The 14,728-nt window shown below is 70.6% G+C and carries 13 protein-coding genes and 1 pseudogene; 7 read left to right on the plus strand and 7 right to left on the minus strand.

The window, feature by feature from the left end:
- From H9I38_RS09635 to thiD, 3 genes and pseudogenes are all read right to left on the minus strand, one after another.
- Positions 1-388 (minus strand): annotated as a pseudogene (locus H9I38_RS09635) (hypothetical protein); the annotation flags it as partial.
- Between the two features lie 94 nt (positions 389-482).
- Positions 483-1,094 (minus strand): hypothetical protein, encoded by a 612-nt coding sequence (locus tag H9I38_RS09640; protein WP_226338611.1) that lies wholly within the window; start codon positions 1,092-1,094, stop codon positions 483-485.
- A gap of 217 nt (positions 1,095-1,311) precedes the next feature.
- Entirely contained in the window at positions 1,312-2,145 is an 834-nt protein-coding gene (gene thiD, locus H9I38_RS09645; protein ID WP_226338612.1) for a bifunctional hydroxymethylpyrimidine kinase/phosphomethylpyrimidine kinase, read from the minus strand.
- A gap of 178 nt (positions 2,146-2,323) precedes the next feature.
- On the opposite strand from thiD, the gene H9I38_RS09650 reads away from it, so the two are divergent.
- Complete coding sequence (locus H9I38_RS09650) at positions 2,324-3,805, plus strand: anthranilate synthase component I family protein (protein WP_226338613.1); 1,482 nt, start codon at positions 2,324-2,326, stop codon at positions 3,803-3,805.
- On the plus strand, positions 3,802-4,401 hold the full coding sequence (locus tag H9I38_RS09655) for an anthranilate synthase component II (protein WP_226338614.1): 600 nt from the start codon (positions 3,802-3,804) through the stop codon (positions 4,399-4,401). Before H9I38_RS09650 ends, H9I38_RS09655 begins: the two co-directional genes overlap by 4 nt.
- A gap of 123 nt (positions 4,402-4,524) precedes the next feature.
- On the opposite strand, the gene H9I38_RS09660 is transcribed toward H9I38_RS09655, so the two are convergent.
- Both H9I38_RS09660 and H9I38_RS09665 read right to left on the minus strand, forming a co-directional pair.
- Positions 4,525-6,687 carry an exo-alpha-sialidase gene (locus H9I38_RS09660; protein WP_226338615.1) on the minus strand — a complete coding sequence of 721 codons (2,163 nt, stop codon included), beginning with the start codon at positions 6,685-6,687 and terminating at the stop codon, positions 4,525-4,527.
- A 431-nt stretch (positions 6,688-7,118) separates the two neighbouring features.
- A complete protein-coding gene (locus H9I38_RS09665) occupies positions 7,119-7,943 on the minus strand; it encodes a hypothetical protein (protein WP_226338616.1) in 825 nt (274 codons plus the stop codon).
- A gap of 152 nt (positions 7,944-8,095) precedes the next feature.
- Here H9I38_RS09665 and H9I38_RS11005 point away from each other — a divergent pair, with 152 nt between their 5' ends.
- The gene (locus H9I38_RS11005; RefSeq protein ID WP_226338617.1) at positions 8,096-8,767 is read left to right on the plus strand and encodes a LytR C-terminal domain-containing protein; all 672 of its coding nucleotides are present in this window, start codon (positions 8,096-8,098) and stop codon (positions 8,765-8,767) included.
- A 23-nt stretch (positions 8,768-8,790) separates the two neighbouring features.
- Here H9I38_RS11005 and H9I38_RS09675 read toward each other — a convergent pair whose 3' ends face one another.
- Complete coding sequence (locus H9I38_RS09675) at positions 8,791-10,410, minus strand: DHA2 family efflux MFS transporter permease subunit (RefSeq protein WP_226338618.1); 1,620 nt, start codon at positions 10,408-10,410, stop codon at positions 8,791-8,793.
- 214 nt (positions 10,411-10,624) lie between these two features.
- Here H9I38_RS09675 and H9I38_RS09680 point away from each other — a divergent pair, with 214 nt between their 5' ends.
- From H9I38_RS09680 to H9I38_RS09695, 4 genes are read left to right on the plus strand one after another with little or no spacing between them, the layout of a single operon-like run.
- Complete coding sequence (locus H9I38_RS09680; protein ID WP_226338619.1) at positions 10,625-11,428, plus strand: queuosine precursor transporter; 804 nt, start codon at positions 10,625-10,627, stop codon at positions 11,426-11,428.
- Positions 11,428-12,147, plus strand: coding sequence for a GAP family protein (locus tag H9I38_RS09685; protein WP_226338620.1), 720 nt, complete (start codon positions 11,428-11,430; stop codon positions 12,145-12,147). The genes H9I38_RS09680 and H9I38_RS09685 overlap by 1 nt, the downstream gene beginning before the upstream one ends.
- A gap of 49 nt (positions 12,148-12,196) precedes the next feature.
- The gene (locus H9I38_RS09690; protein ID WP_226338621.1) at positions 12,197-12,682 is read left to right on the plus strand and encodes a hypothetical protein; all 486 of its coding nucleotides are present in this window, start codon (positions 12,197-12,199) and stop codon (positions 12,680-12,682) included.
- Between the two features lie 26 nt (positions 12,683-12,708).
- Complete coding sequence (locus H9I38_RS09695; RefSeq protein ID WP_226338622.1) at positions 12,709-13,233, plus strand: hypothetical protein; 525 nt, start codon at positions 12,709-12,711, stop codon at positions 13,231-13,233.
- 162 nt (positions 13,234-13,395) lie between these two features.
- Here H9I38_RS09695 and tgt read toward each other — a convergent pair whose 3' ends face one another.
- Positions 13,396-14,697, minus strand: a complete 1,302-nt coding sequence (gene tgt, locus H9I38_RS09700) for a tRNA guanosine(34) transglycosylase Tgt (protein WP_226338623.1) — start codon at positions 14,695-14,697, stop codon at positions 13,396-13,398.
- Positions 14,698-14,728: the final 31 nt, after the last annotated feature.

The raw sequence follows: 14,728 nt of genomic DNA on the forward strand, positions 1-14,728 counted from the left end.
CCTTGGTCCGCACGCCGTCTTTGCCGGCGGCGATGACGCGGTGGGTGTGGGTCTCGGTCGCGCCCGCTTGGCTGAAGGAGACGATGTCGTTCTTCTTGAGGTCGGCGACCTGGGCGGGAGCGGTGAGCACGAGGGAGCCGACAGGGGCGGCTGTGCCCATGGAGGGCGTCTCCATGATGAAGGCCCTCAGGCCGAGCAGTGCGCCGACGAGGACGGTGACGCCGAACAGCGCTCCGGCGATGATGAGGGCGAGGGAGCCGGGGGAGATCCCGCGGCCGGGTCGAGCGGGCTCCTCGGGGGAAGGAGCCTCGGGTTCCTCAGGGCCGAGGAGGCGAGCCGGGGATGATGCTTTCGCTTCGTCGTCGACCCCAGGGGATGAATGGGTCATCTGACTGTTCTCTCAGAGAGTTCGCTGAAGGGACAGCGGACGCCGGCCCGGGGGAGTGCCGGCGTCCGCTGTGCCCCTCTGCGAAAGGGTGAAACTAGGCCGTGTAGGTCCAGGTCAGCGGCTGCGAGATCTGACCGCCGGCGGAGGCCGTGGTGGCGGAGGCCGGGAGCGTCGTCGTGATCTGGTAGTTGTTCGCAGCGCCGGCAGCCGGTGCCGTGAGGCTGATCGGGCCCTTGGCGGCGAGCGCCGCGGCGGTGCCGGACCAGATCTGCGTGCCGTTCTCCGTGATGACGATCTGCATCTGGGAGCAGAGGTCGATCGTCGTCGGGTTGTTGGTGCAGTTGCCCGGGGTGAGCGTGGCGGCCGTGGCGTTGACGGTGCCCGTGTTCTTGAGCGTGATCTGCGTGGAGACCGACTGGCCCGGGGACATGGCCGTGTTGCCGCCGTACTTGTTGATCGTGGCGCAGGTGGCGGCGTTGTTGGTGCCGTCCGTGGACGTGCAGGTCACGGCAGCGCCCGTGGAGTCCTTGCCCGTCTCCTGCATGACGAGGGAGCCGGCGCCGGCGGTGTTGTTGCTGTTCGTGATGGACGCGGTGTACGCGCCGAGGGAGCCGGTGAAGAGGCTGGCCGCGAGGGCGGTGGTGCCGAGGGCGGCGGGGACCATCCAGCTGGCGCGGCGGCGGTTCTTCGGGGAGATGCTGTTCATGGGGGATCCTCAGACGTGGGGGAGGGATGAAGACGAGCCGTGAGGCCCAGCGCAGGCGGGTATTCCTTGCGCTGAAGTCAAATCCTACACCACATCAGTTCATTTCGGAAAGGCCTCCGAACTATGTGACGTCCGCCATGCGCCCTCTGCGGACGCCCGCGCGCTCCCCGAGGAAGCCGGCGGGCGGGCCGTCCGCGGAGGCGGCCCGCTGAACGCCTCAGACGGCGAAGCCGCCCTGCCAGAACGAGTCGAAGGGCAGGCTCCCGCCCGTGACGCGGTGCCGGATGCCGGCGGTGACGAACTCCTTCGCCGTCGCCGCCGCCTCGAACGGCGTGGCGCCCTTGGCGAGCTCGGCCGTCACGGCCGCCGCGAGCGAGCACCCGGCGCCGGAGACGGGGACGTCCCCGACCTTCTCGGCGGAGAGGACCTCGAGGCGCTCGCCGTCGTAGAACACGTCCACGGCCTCGCGGCCCTCGAGCCGCACGCCGCCCTTGGCGAGGACCACGGCCCCCGCGGAGTCGTAGATGCGGCGCGCGGCCTCCTTGAGGTCCTCGACCGAGTCGATCGAGTCCATGCCGGAGAGGGCCGTGGCCTCGAAGTGGTTGGGCGTCACGAAGTCCGCGAGCGGGAGGATCTCCGCCTTGAGCGCCTGGTCCGTGTCCAGGGCGTGGCCGGGCTCCTGGCCCTTGCAGATGAGGACCGGGTCCAGGACGAGGTTCTTCGGGGCGTGCTCGCGCAGCGCCGTCGCCACCGTGCGGATCGTGTCCGGGGAGCCGAGCATGCCGATCTTGACCGCGTCGTGCTCGAACGCAGCGAAGTCCGTCTGCAGCTGCTGGGCGATCACGTCCTGCGGGAGCGGGAAGACGCGGTGGTCCCACTCGTTCTCGGGATCGAAGGACACGATCACCGTGAGGGCCAGCGAGCCGAAGACGCCGAGCGCCTGGAACGTCTTGAGGTCGGCCTGGGCGCCCGCTCCGCCGGTCGCCTCGGAGCCGGCGATGGTCAGTGCGTGCGCGGGGACGGAGAATGCAGGCTGAGTCATACTGCACATTCAACACCGAGGCCCGTGGCTTCGCGACCCCGTCTCGTCCTGCGCCGTGAAGTCCTGGGGCATGGAACGCCGTCAAGCGCCGTGAAGCCCTGCCCGGCCGCACGCCGTAAAATGGCCAGACCGCCTGTCCCCGCCCTGACGGGCGGACCGTCTCCGCCGACCACGAGAGAGCGTGCCCGTGAATTCCCCTCTGCCCGTCCGCATCGAGGAGCGCACGGTCCGGATCGAGGACCCGCTGTCCGCGACCCTGGCCCTGCGCGAGCGCTACGGCGACGACCGCGTCTTCCTCCTCGAGTCCCTCTCCGGCCCCATGGCCGACCGCCGGGCCAGCCTCATGGGCCTCACGGGCCTCCTCGAGGTGACCGTCTGGCGCGGGCGCGTGGAGGTCACCGGACACGAGGGGCTCGTCCGGCTCGCCCGCACCCGCCTCGAGGACGCGGGCGTCATGACGGGAGAGGGCGTCCTCACCTCGGACGAGGCGCTCTGGGAGCTTCCGCGGGCTCTCGACGCGATGGCGGACTTCCCCCGCTCGGCCGAGTCCTTCGGCTTCGGCGTCATGGCGTTCTACGGATACGACGCGGTCCGCTACATCGAGCAGCTGCCCCGCGTCATCCAGGACGCCGAGCACCCCGTGCCGGACGCGGCCTTCAGCCTGGTCCACGCCCTCGTCTCCTGCAGCCCCGAGGGCGGGGAGGGGCGCGTCAGCGTCGCCTCGGCGGACCTCTGGCCGGAGCTCGACGTCGACGCCCTCCTCGCCGTGCTGGCCGAGGCCCCGGGCGGACTTCCGGAGCTGCCGCAGGTGCCCGAACCCCAGGCCGTTCGGGATGAGATGACGGAGGACCAGTTCCTCGCCCTCGCGGACCGCTGCCTCGAGCACATCCGCGTCGGGGACATCTACCAGGTGCAGCTCGGCCACGAGATCACCGTGGAGAGCCAGATCGAGCCCGTCCACGTCTACCGGCGTCTGCGGGAGCGGAACCCCTCGCCGTACATGAGCCTCATCCCCATCGCGGGCCGCACGATGCTCTCGGCCTCGCCGGAGCTGTTCGTGCGCGTGGAGGGGCGCGAGGCCACGATGCGGCCCATCGCCGGCACCGCGCGCCGCTCCATGACGGGGGACGAGGCGGTGGACCGCGCGGCGAACGACCAGGCCACGGCAGACCTCCTCGCGGACCCCAAGGAGCGGGCCGAGCACATCATGCTCGTGGACCTCTGCCGCAACGACATGGGCCGCGTCTCCGTGCCGATGACCGTCCGGGTCCCGGACCTCATGGTCATCGAGACGTACTCCCACATGTTCCACATCGTCTCCAACGTGGTCTCCGGGCTGCGGGAGGGGGCGGACGTCTACGACATCATCCGGGCCTGCTTCCCGGCCGGCACCATGACGGGCGCGCCCAAGGTCCGGGCGATGGAGATCATCGAGTCCATCGAGCTCTCCCGCCGCGGCTACTACGCGGGAGCGTTCGGCCTCATCGGCTTCGGCGGGTGGACCATCCTGGGGCTCGCCATCCGCATGACGGTCTTCTCTGAGGGCGCCTACACGCTGCGCGCCTCGGCCGGGATCGTCGCCGACTCCGTCCCCGCGAGCGAGTGGCGGGAGACCCTGACCAAGCTCGGGGCGACCTACTGGGCCGTGACCGGGAAGGAGATCCTGTGAAGACCGTCCTCATCGACCCGTTCGACAGCTTCACCCACGTCATCGAGCAGTACCTGGCCGGGATCGGCGCGGAGCCCGTCGTCGTGCGCTCCCACCCGGAGAACGCGGCGCGCGTCGAGGAGATGGTGCCCGACGTGCTCGTCCTGGGGCCCGGCCCGGGCCACCCGCTCGAGTCCGGGCACGTGGAGCTCATCAAGGCGTTCGAGGGGCGCATCCCGATCATGGGCGTGTGTCTCGGCCTGCAGGCGATCGGGTGCCGGTTCGGGGCCACGGTCTCGCCGGCGGCGAACATCATGCACGGCCGCACCTCGGAGATCTCGCACGACGGCAAGGGCATGTTCGCGCTGTCCCCGAACCCTCAGACGGTGACGCGGTACCACTCGCTCATCATCGAGGACGCCACGCTCCCGGAGGAGCTCGAGGTGACGGCGAGGTCCGTGGACGACGACTACATCATGGGCGTCCGCCACCGTTCGCTGCCGATCGAGGCGGTCCAGTTCCACCCGGAGTCCATCACGACGGACGAGGGCCTCAACCTGTTCCGCGCCTTCTACCGGAGCTATGTGCCGGGCTTCGAGGAGAAGCAGGGGACGTAGGGCTCCCGTCTCCAGTCGGGGAGGGGCTGCACCGAGGCCCCCCCCGATTTGTGGCGCGTTTCGTGCGATTTCGGCCCGGTTTTCGCACGAAAAGCGCCACAAATCCTGTGGAGTCGGGCTGGGCTACTTCTGGGAGAGGTTGTCGATGAGGATGTCGTCCCCCACCGGCCTGGTGCCCCCTGAGGCGATGGTGGTGTCCGTGAAGACGCCTCCCCGTGTCGTCCGCGGCAGACTGGAATACAGCTTTCCGTTGATGTTGAACTCGCTCCCGCTGCCGTTGCTGTACACGGAGAAGTAGCTCCAGCGGTTCATCGGCACTGTTCCGGCGCGCGCGACGACGATCCAGGTTTTGCCGTCGTATCGCCGCACCGAGCCGTCCGGGAAGATGCCGAGGTGCATGCCCCGCTGCACGCTCCCGTTGGGCATCCGCACATTCTGGGTGATGGTCATCGCCGTGGTCAGCGTGGACGGCCTGACGTGGAAGCCGGTGGATGTCTTCCAGGTCGGATCGATCTGCTTCACCAGGCGCGGAATGGCGGTTGGGCTGCCGTCCAGGATGCGGATGGCGTTCATGCTCTCGAACCCCTTCCCCGCCTCGGTCAGAACGCTTGCGCCGGAGCCGGTTCCCAGAGCGCTGACGGCCGCTGGAGGCATGCCGGGAACGTCGTTCTCGAACGTCTCATGGTCCGTGTACACCCGCATCTCGGACACGAGAGCCTGGACTGCGGCGGAGCTGGAGACCCGGATGTAGCGGGCCCGGATGGGTGCGAAGCTGCGGTCTGTCAGAGCCCGGTAGGCGTCGGAGCGCGCCCACGAGGCGGCGCCGGTCCAGCGGGCGCCGTCGGCGGAGAGCTCGAGGCCGGCGCTCGCGCCCGTCGTCGGCATCGCCAGGCCGACTCCGCGGACCATGTACGGCTTGCCGAGATCGAAGGTGAAGGTGCCCGTGCCCGTCGAGGAGACGAGTCCCGCGTCCGGCTCGACGGACGAGTCCGCGATGCCCTCCGCCCGGGAGCTCGCGGTCAGCGCGCCCGTGAAGGTGTTCTGGGTCAGCCGCATGAGCCCGAGCCGCATCCCGGCGGCGAGGTTCACGGTCTGGCCGTCGGCCGGGGTCAGGTGGAACGGCTGGGAGAAGATCCCGGAGGCGCGGCTCGGCCCGTCCTGCTGGGTGTAGCACCAGTTGGAGCCGAGGTCGCCGAAGAGGCGGTAGTGGTTGGGCGAGCCGGTGCTGGCGAGGGACGTGTAACCGGAGCTGCGGATGTCCGCCGAGGCGGAGGAAGCGGCCCACGCGTCCCCGGTCCCGTCGTTCGAGACAAGGATCTGGTTGTAGGGCCGGCCCACGCTGAGGAGGAGCTGGCCGGTCGCGGCTCGGAGCAGATGCGGATCGGAGGAGCCCGTCTGCACGCCCGGGATGGCCACCTGCTTGGGGCGGGACCAGGTGCGGCCGAGGTCGTCGGACACCGCGGTGGCCACGCTCGTGTTCCCCTGCGAGGAGCCCTGGCAGACGCTCGGGTTGATGGCGCCGGCCATCCGGTATGCCACGACGAGCTGTCCGCGGGAGTTGAACTCCACGGTGGGCTCGGTGACGCCCTCGCCCCACGTGAGCAGCCGGGCGCCGATCTCGGAGACGCCCGTCCAGGTCCGGCCCTGGTCCGAGCTCGAGAGGAGGAACGAGGACCAGCGGCTGTCGCCGGTCTTGTGCGCGTAGGCCGTGGCGAGCCAGCGGCCGTCCGGCGCGATGACGATGCTGCGGTGGAAGTACAGGTCCGCGAGCGACCAGGGGACCCGGACAGCTCCCGCCGCGGTTCTCCAGCTCGCCCCGTTGTCCTTCGAGGTCCAGTAGCGGGTGGTGAAGCGCTGGAGCGAGACGTCCGGCTCCGGCTCGTACGGGGGCTTCGTGCCGTCCGGGTTCGTGGTGTCGGAGAGGCTCGGGGGCTCGTCGTTGCCGCCGACGCCCGGCTGCTCGAGCACGGGCCCCGGCGTGGCGCTGATGGGGCTCGGAGGCGTGCTCGTCGACGACGTGCGGAAGTTGACCGAGTAGAGGAGTCCCGTCTTGGTGCGCACGGTGTTCGTCATGGGGACGGCCTGGCTGAGGCTGGTCCACGTGGCGCCGCCGTCCGTGGACCGCTTGGTCTGCAGCTTCTCCGCAACACTGCCCGAGTCCATGTTGACGTTGTAGGACATGAGCAGGGTTCGGGCGGAGCCGCTCCCGGACGGGAAGGACGTCACGAACGGGAACTGGCGGTACTCCTGCGCGGCGGCGACCTCCGGCGTGCTGTCCGTGCTCACCTGGGACGGGTCCAGGACGGTCCGGGGCCCGACCACCGGGCGTGGCGCGGGAGCGGTGTCGCGGCTGTCCACGGCGGACGCGGCGGAGGCGGTCAGGGAGAGGACGACGACGGCGGCCGCGGTGAGGCGGGCGCGGCTCAGTCCGGGGGGGGGGGTGGTTCATGCGGTGCTCCGGGGAGGGGCGGCGGGGGCAGGGGAGCGAGCCGCTTCGAGGGGGACTCAGGAGAGCAGCGCGGGATCCTTGAAATGAATTATATTCATGAAATCCAGCAGGTCATTCGCAGCTTCTCTGCCGCTTCCGGCTTCTCTGCCGCTTCAGCCGTCCCGGCCTTCTGCGCGCGCGTTGTGGCGCGTTTCGTGCGATTTCGGCCCGGTTTTCGCACGAAACGCGCCACAAATCGAGAGGGGGGGGCGAGTGGGGGTGGGGGCCCCTAGGCCTCCAGCGCGTCCACGGCCTCGGTGAGGAAGGCGAGGCCGGCGTCGTCGTGCAGGAGGCCCTCGTAGGTGATGACCTCGTACGGCTTGCCCTCGGGGACGCCGTCCGAGGGGCGCACGTCCACGTGCGCCACCTCGAGGCCGAGCTCGTGGAGGCGGTCCGCCATCGCGTAGTCGGTGCGGGAGTCGCCGACGGTGCGCCAGACGAAGCCGGCCGGGTCCACGCCGTCCGCGCGCAGGAGCTCCAGCGCCCGGTCCGTCCCGAAGGCCTTGCCGAGGCGGTTGTCCTCGATGTCGGTGGAGATGATGGTCGGATCGATCCGGACCCGCTCCGAGAGGCCGTGCCGCTCCAGGAGGGCCGCCGCCTGCTGGTCGAATCCGGCCTGGGCGCGGACGTAGAGCTCGTTGCGCACGTCGGTGTTCTGCTCCACGGAGATCATGGCGCGCTTCGTCTCGTCGTAGAACATGAGGTCCGAGTGCTCCGCGGCGAGCGCCCGCACCTCGTCCCGGAGGGACTCCGGCAGGCGCATCGCATCGTCCACGTGGAGCTCGACGGACTCGGGAGTCGTCACCGAGAACCACGTGGCGCCCTTCTCGCAGACGGCGTGGACCGAGGCCTCCGCGCCGAGCCCCCGGCTGTAGAGCTCGGGCAGGACCGTCTGGGACACGAAGGCGTCCGAGCGCCCGGTGTTGAAGGCGATCGGCGAGCCGGCCCGGGCGAGGACGGCGAGCGCCTCGGCGATCTCAGGGCGCACGGAGCGGGAGACGGGGGAGGCGATGGGGCCGTCGACGTCGAGGAGAAGGGCGTATCGGGGGCTCATGCGTTCATCGTATGACCACCTGACCGGCCAGCGGCAGGGGACTCGCCCGGAGGGGGAGCGCGCGGGGCTGGGACTCAGGGTCGAGACCTACAATAGGCGTGACAGAGAGTCTCCTGCCCGCGCCCCGAACCGAAAGCCTGAGCCGAAGCACCGTGTCCGATCAGTCTCATTCCCCCTCCGAGCCCTCCGGGGCCGGCTCCTCAGCGCGCTCCGGCGCGCCGCAGCGGGACCTCTCGAGCCTGCCTGCCGAGTATTCGGCCTCGGCGCCGCGGGACGGGCGGAAGCGCCGCGAGACCGGCCGGGAGCGCGCTGAGCGGTACCGCCGGAAGCGGAAGAACCAGTTCATCGGCGTGATCGTGTTCTCGGTGCTCGTGCTCGCCGCCGTCGTGCTCGCCGTCATCGTCAACCGCGTCACGGACGCGCGCCACGCGCAGCAGGACCCCCTGGCCAAGAACGTCTGCACGGACTCGGTCACGCCCTCGGACCCCCAGCAGGCCACCGTCAACGTGTTCAACATGACCACCAAGACCGGCATGGCCTCGGACATCGCGGACAAGTTCCGGGAGCGCCACTTCAAGGTGGGTGCGGTGGGCAACTACTCGGGCTCGCTGACGATGCCCGGGCGGACGTCGGTGACGGCTGTGGTCCGAGCGAAGTCCTCGGCGCTGCCGCAGGCGCTCGCCGTGCAGCGGCAGCTCCCGGACTCGGTGTTCCAGGAGGACGAGAAGCGCACGAGCGGCACGGTGGACGTCTTCCTCATCGACCAGGTTCCGAGCCTCAACGAGCACGTGGACAAGAGCCCGGGAGGCCTCGTCTGCAAGTAGGGCCTCGACGGCACGCAGGCGCCCTAGCGCCTCGCCCGGTCCAGGTCGTCCCGATCCAGGTTGCCGCGGTTCATGAAGGCCGCGATGAAGGCCGCCACGAGCGCCGCGCACGCGGGGACGATGAGCGAGTGGCCGAGCGCCGTCGAGAACGGTCCGTGCAGCATCTCCGGGAGCGTCCCGCCCATGAGGGCCCCCTCGCCGCCGGTCTGCTGGGCGTGCGCGCCCCCGCGCGGGCCGAGGCCCTCGAGCTCGCGCGCGATGTTGGACTCCATGAGCACGGCGACGACGGCGGAGCCGAGCACCGCGCCGGACTGGCGGATCGCGTTGTAGACGCCTGAGCCGGCGCCCGTCTCGTGGGGAGCGAGCGAGGAGGACATGCCCGTGGAGAGGGGCGACCACATGAATCCGCTGCCCACGCCCATGACCGCCGAGACCACGAGGAACCACCAGATCGGGGTGTCCGCGGCCATCGTGAACGCGTAGAGCAGCATGCCGAGGCCGTTCATGCCGGCGCCGAACGCCGCGTAGGTGCCGGGGCGGGCCGTGCGGAGGCGGCGGCCCACGAACGGCGCGAGCACGCCCGAGACCACGGCCATCGGCGCCATCATGAGCGCGGTCTGGGTCGGGGTCATGCCCCGGACGTTCTGCATGTAGATCATGACGGGCAGGGGCATCGACGTGATGAAGAGGCCCACGAAGAAGATGGCCGCGTTGCCGAGCGCGAAGTTGCGGGTGCGGAACAGGCGCAGCGGCATGAGGGGCTCCCGCCGGTTCCGCGACTGCCAGAAGACGAACGCCGCCATGACGAGCACGCCGGCGGCGATGAGCATCGGGATGGTGATCGGCCCGAGGATCGAGCCCCAGTCGTGCGTCTTGCCCTCCTGGATGCCGAACGTGAGGAGGAACATGCCGACGGCGGAGAGGCCCACGCCCAGCCAGTCGAAGGCGTGCCGGGACGTGGAGAGGGCGGGGACCCGCCGCCACGCCATCCAGAACGCGAACGCGCCCACGGGGACGTTGACGAAGAAGATCCACTCCCAGCCGAGCCAGTCCACGAGGACGCCGCCCAGGATCGGGCCCACGAGGGTGGCCACGCCCGCCGTCGCGCCCCAGACGCCCATGGCCGCGCCGCGGTGGGCCGGAGGGAAGACCCGGGCGATGATCGCCATCGTCTGCGGGGACATGAGGGCCGCGCCGAGCCCCTGGAAGACGCGGGCCACGATGAGCTGGCCGATGTCCGGGGCGAGGCCGCACCAGAGGGACGCGAGGGTGAAGAGCGTGAGGCCCGCGAGGTACATCCGCTTCGAGCCGAACCGGTCCCCGAGGCGGCCCGTGATGAGCAGCGGCACGGCGTACGCGAGGAGGTAGGCGCTCGAGACCCACACGACCCCGTTGATGTCGGTCTGCAGGCCGCGCATGATCGCGGGCATGGCCGTGGTGACGATCGTCTGGTCCACGAGGATCATGAAGAAGCCGATGAGCAGCGCGGAGAGGGCCGCGTTGGCGCCCTTCCTGTCGAAGTCGGCGCCGCCGGGGGAGTGGGCCGCGGCAGCCGCCGCGCCGTGCGCCTCGGAGCGCGGAGACGCCCCGGCCGGCGCGGAGGGCTCGGAGTGCGGCTGCGGCGGGGTGACCGACGACGACATGCGGGTCCTTCCACGGGGAGTCAGGGGCGTCTCCCATCATGTCACTGCCCGGCGGTGGCCCTGCCCGGCCGGGCCCCGTCCGCAGCGGCCGCCGTTGAGGGGCTCCGACGCCCTCCACTAGGATGTGGACTCGAGCGCACGCGGGGCAGCGCGCTGGGCTCGCCGATCCGCAGCACCCGACCATGCCCCGCATCCCCGGGGCCAGAAGGACGCCATGACTCCCACCCCCGAGTCCCCCGAGCAGTCTCGCGCTGAGCACACCCGGCCCCGGGACGAGCGCCCCGAGCCGGCCGCGGCCCGCACCGCGCCCGCCCCCGGCACGGGCTCGGGCACCCGGTTCGCCCGAGTGGGCAGCGCGCGCTACGCCGTCGTCGTCGCCCTCATGGCCGTGGTGCTCATCCTCTCGAACATCGGCGCCTCGAAGGGCGTGGAGTTCGGGCCGATCATCACCGACGGCGGGTTCTTCCTCTTCCCCCTCGCCTACATCCTGGGCGACGTGGTGAGCGAGGTCTACGGGTTCAAGGCCTCGCGCACGGCGATCTACACGAGCTTCGGGCTGTCCGTGTTCGCCTCGCTCTGCTACTGGGTCATCATCGCGCTGCCCTCGGCGTCCTTCTACGAGGGGCAGGAGGCGCTCGCGGCCACGCTGGGGCCGGTCCCGCAGATCGTCGTCGCGTCCCTGCTCGGGTTCCTCACGGGGCAGACGGTCAACGCGTGGATCATGACGGCCATGAAGAAGCGCCAGGGCGAGCGGCGGCTGTGGATGCGGCTCATGGGCTCCACGGGCGTGGGCGAGCTCCTGGACACGCTCGTGTTCTGCGTCATCGCGGCGAGCGTCATCGGGATCACCACGTTCGCCGAGTTCATGAACTACTTCCTCGTGGGCTTCCTCTACAAGACGCTCGTGGAGTACCTGTTCGTGCCCGTGACCACGCTTGTCATCGGCTGGTTCAAGCGGGCCGAGCCCACGTACGGCCTCGCCGAGAGCGAGCAGACCCTGGAGAGCCTCCCCCGCTGATGCGCATCCTCCCCACGCTGGCGCTGCTCGCGCTCATGGACTCCTCGAGCTTCGGGACCTTCGACATCCCGATCCTCATGCTCGTCCAGCGCCGCGTCCGCGCCGCCGCGGTGCTCGCCTACCTGGGCGCGCTCGCGGCGTTCTACTGGTGCCTCGGCATGGCGCTCGTCTTCGGCGCGCGGGGGCTCGTGGACGCCGGGCAGCACCTCGCCCGGCTGCGCGCGTTCGCCGTCGGGGAGCTCGTGCTCGGCGCGGCCCTCATCCTCGGCAGCCTCTTCATGAGCCAGAAGCGCGCGACGGCGAAGAAGGAGGCCCGGCTCGCCTCCGGGGCGCCGCCCACCCTCATGCAGCGCTGGCAGGCGAGGCTCGTCGGAGAGCGGGCGAGCATCGGGGCGGTGGCCGGCATCGCGGTGGGCGTCGGCGCGCTCGAGGCCGCCTCGATGCTCCCGTTCCTCGGCGCGATGACCATGGTCCTCAACGCCCACTGGCCGCTCGGACTCGCGGCGGCCGTGCTCGCGGGATACGTGCTGCTCATGGTCACGCCGCCGATCGTTATGCTCTTGTTGCGCGTTTTCCTGGGCCCGCGTATTGAGAACCGCCTGGCCCGCGTGTACAGCTGGATGGAGAGCCACTCGACGGTGATCTTCGCCTGGGTCCTGCGGGCCGTGGGGGTGTTCCTCCTGTGGGACGCGGGCCACCGTCTCCACTGGTGGCGCTGAGTCTCAGACGGCCCAGGCCGGACGGCGCGGGCCGCGGAAAGGATCCGGCATGCACGCGGACGTGCCCTACGACTACCAGGAGTTCCTCTCCCAGGGGAGGTGGAGGGCGGCTCGGGCCGCGTACGTCATCCTGTTCCCGGCCGTGTTCTTCGCGCCCCTCCCGTGGTCGCTCCTGGCGGCCGCGGGCGTGGCGGCCCTGAAGGCGACGACGACGGCGCTCGGCCCCGCCGCCTATCGCCGCTACCGCGCGGAGTGGACCCGCCTGGGCAACGGGGCGGACCCGTTCGGCGGCGGCCGCGAGGACTCCCTGTACTTTCTGGAGACGGGCTGGCGGGGCTGGGCGCAATGCGGCTTCGTCGCGGTGATCGCGGTGCTCCTCGCTCTGCGCGCTGTCTCGCCCTGGTTCCTCGTGGCGGCGTTCGGGGCCGCGTTCGTCTCCGTCCTGTGGACGGTGTTCGCCGAGATCAGCCGGCGCAAGCGGTTCAAGGCGGAGCCGTCCGGCGCTCTGCCCCAGGGCACGATGCAGGGAGCGTGACCGAGGTGGAGACGGACAGAACACAAGTGCCCGCCGAGACAGGGCGGACCCCGGACGCCGGTGGCCAGCCGGAGATCCCCCTCGGCTTCTCGCAGTACGTGTGGCGCGGGCCGCGGCTTGTGGCCAGGGTGCTGGTGGCCGTCGCCGTCTTCGCCCTGATCTTCCTCGACGGGGCTCCGAGCTCTCTGGCCTACGGCGTCGTCCTGGGGTGGGTCGTGGCCGAGACCCTCGTGGCTCCGAGACGGTACCGGCAGTACCGCGAACGGTGGAGCCGGGAGCACGGCGGGGCCCACCCGTGGACGAAGCCGAAGGGCGACACCCAGTACTACCTCTCGACCGGTTGGCGGCGGTGGTTGACGGTCGTCGTCGCTCTCGTGAGCGTCACCCTGCTGTACCTGGGATCCCTCGAGATCGGCCTCTCGTGGCTGTCCCTCCTGGGCATCCTGGCGGCGCTCGCGTGGGAGGCTTTCGGCGCGGTCTTCGTGCACGACGGCGGCCCCGGAACCTCCGCCTCACACCCCGAGGACCCGCCCAGGCACCAGTCGGCCTGAGCCCTCGGAGGCGCCCGTCTCGCTTGAGAACCAGCTCGTTTGTTGCGAGTTGGAGGAAAGAGGCCGCCCATTCCTCCAACTCGCAACAAACGAGGAGGGAGAGGAGGGATAGGAGGGAGAGGAGGGAGATGAGGGGGGGGAGAAGAGAGGGGCAGGGCCGGGCTAGCGCCTCGTCGTCGTCATCCGCTCCGGGACGGCGCCGTAGTACCGGCTGAGGGCCTCCTCGCGGACCTCGGCGTAGGTGCCGTCCTCGATGCCCTGCCGCGCCCGGTCCACCATGCGCACGATGAAGCGCTCGTTGTGGATGGAGATGAGCGTGTGGGAGAGCATCTCCTTGGCCTTGAAGAGGTGGTGGAGGTACGCGCGGGAGTAGTTCGCGCAGGTGGAGCAGTCGCAGCCCTCCTGGAGGGGGCCGAAGTCCCGCTTGTACTTGGCGCCGGAGAGGTTGAGGCGCCCGTAGTCCGTGTAGAAGGCCGAGTTGCGGGCCACGCGCGTGGGGGAGACACAGTCGAAGGTGTCGGCGCCGTTCTCGATGGCCCAGAACATGTCGTCCGGCTCGGAGATGCCGAGCAGGTGCCGGGGACGGTCCTCGGGGAGCTCCTCGGAGCACCAGCGCACGATGGTCCCGAGCTCGTCCTTCTCCAGCGCGCCCCCGAGGCCGTAGCCGTCGAAGTCCATGGCGCCGAGGTCCCGGCAGGCCTTGCGGCGCAGGTCCTCGTAGTTGGCGCCCTGGATCACGCCGAAGAGCGCCTGGTACGGGCGGTGCGAGCGCTGCTCCGTGAGGCGCCGGTGCTCCTCGATGCAGCGCAGGGCCCAGAGCCGCGTCCGCTCGAGCGAGGCCTCCTGGTAGGGGCGGGAGTTCTGGAGCGTGGTCAGCTCGTCGAACGCGAACATGATGTCTGCGCCGAGGCTGTGCTGCACCTGCATGGAGATCTCCGGGGAGAAGCGGTGCAGGTCCCCGTTGAGGTGGGACTTGAACCAGACGCCGTCGTCGTCGATGTGCGCGAGCCGCTCCTTGCCGGGAGCCACCGCGTCGTCCTGCCCCGGCTGGGCCACGGCGTCCATGTTGATGACCTTCTTGAACCCCGCGCCGAGGCTCATGACCTGGAAGCCGCCCGAGTCCGTGAAGGTGGGACCCGGCCAGTTCATGAAGGCGCCGAGCCCGCCGGCCTCGTCCACGATGTCCGCGCCCGGCTGCAGGTAGAGGTGGTACGCGTTCGCCAGGATGGCCTGCCCGCCGAACTCCTTCACCGCGTCCGGCGTGACCGCCTTGACCGTGGCCTTGGTCCCCACGGGGATGAAGGCGGGGGTCTTGATGTCCCCGTGCGGCGTGCGGATGACGCCGGTGCGGCCGAGCGCCGGCTGCGGGGAGGCGCCGCCGGACACCTCGGCGGGGGTGCTCGTCTCGGCGAGGCGGGTGCCGAGGGCGAAGCTGAAGCGGTCTCGGGAGTTCTGCGCGGTCACCCTCGCATTGTCTCAGGAATCCGGGCTCGGG

This window comes from Arthrobacter sp. UM1 (assembly GCF_020483305.1).
Taxonomy (GTDB): Bacteria; Actinomycetota; Actinomycetes; order Actinomycetales; family Micrococcaceae; genus Falsarthrobacter.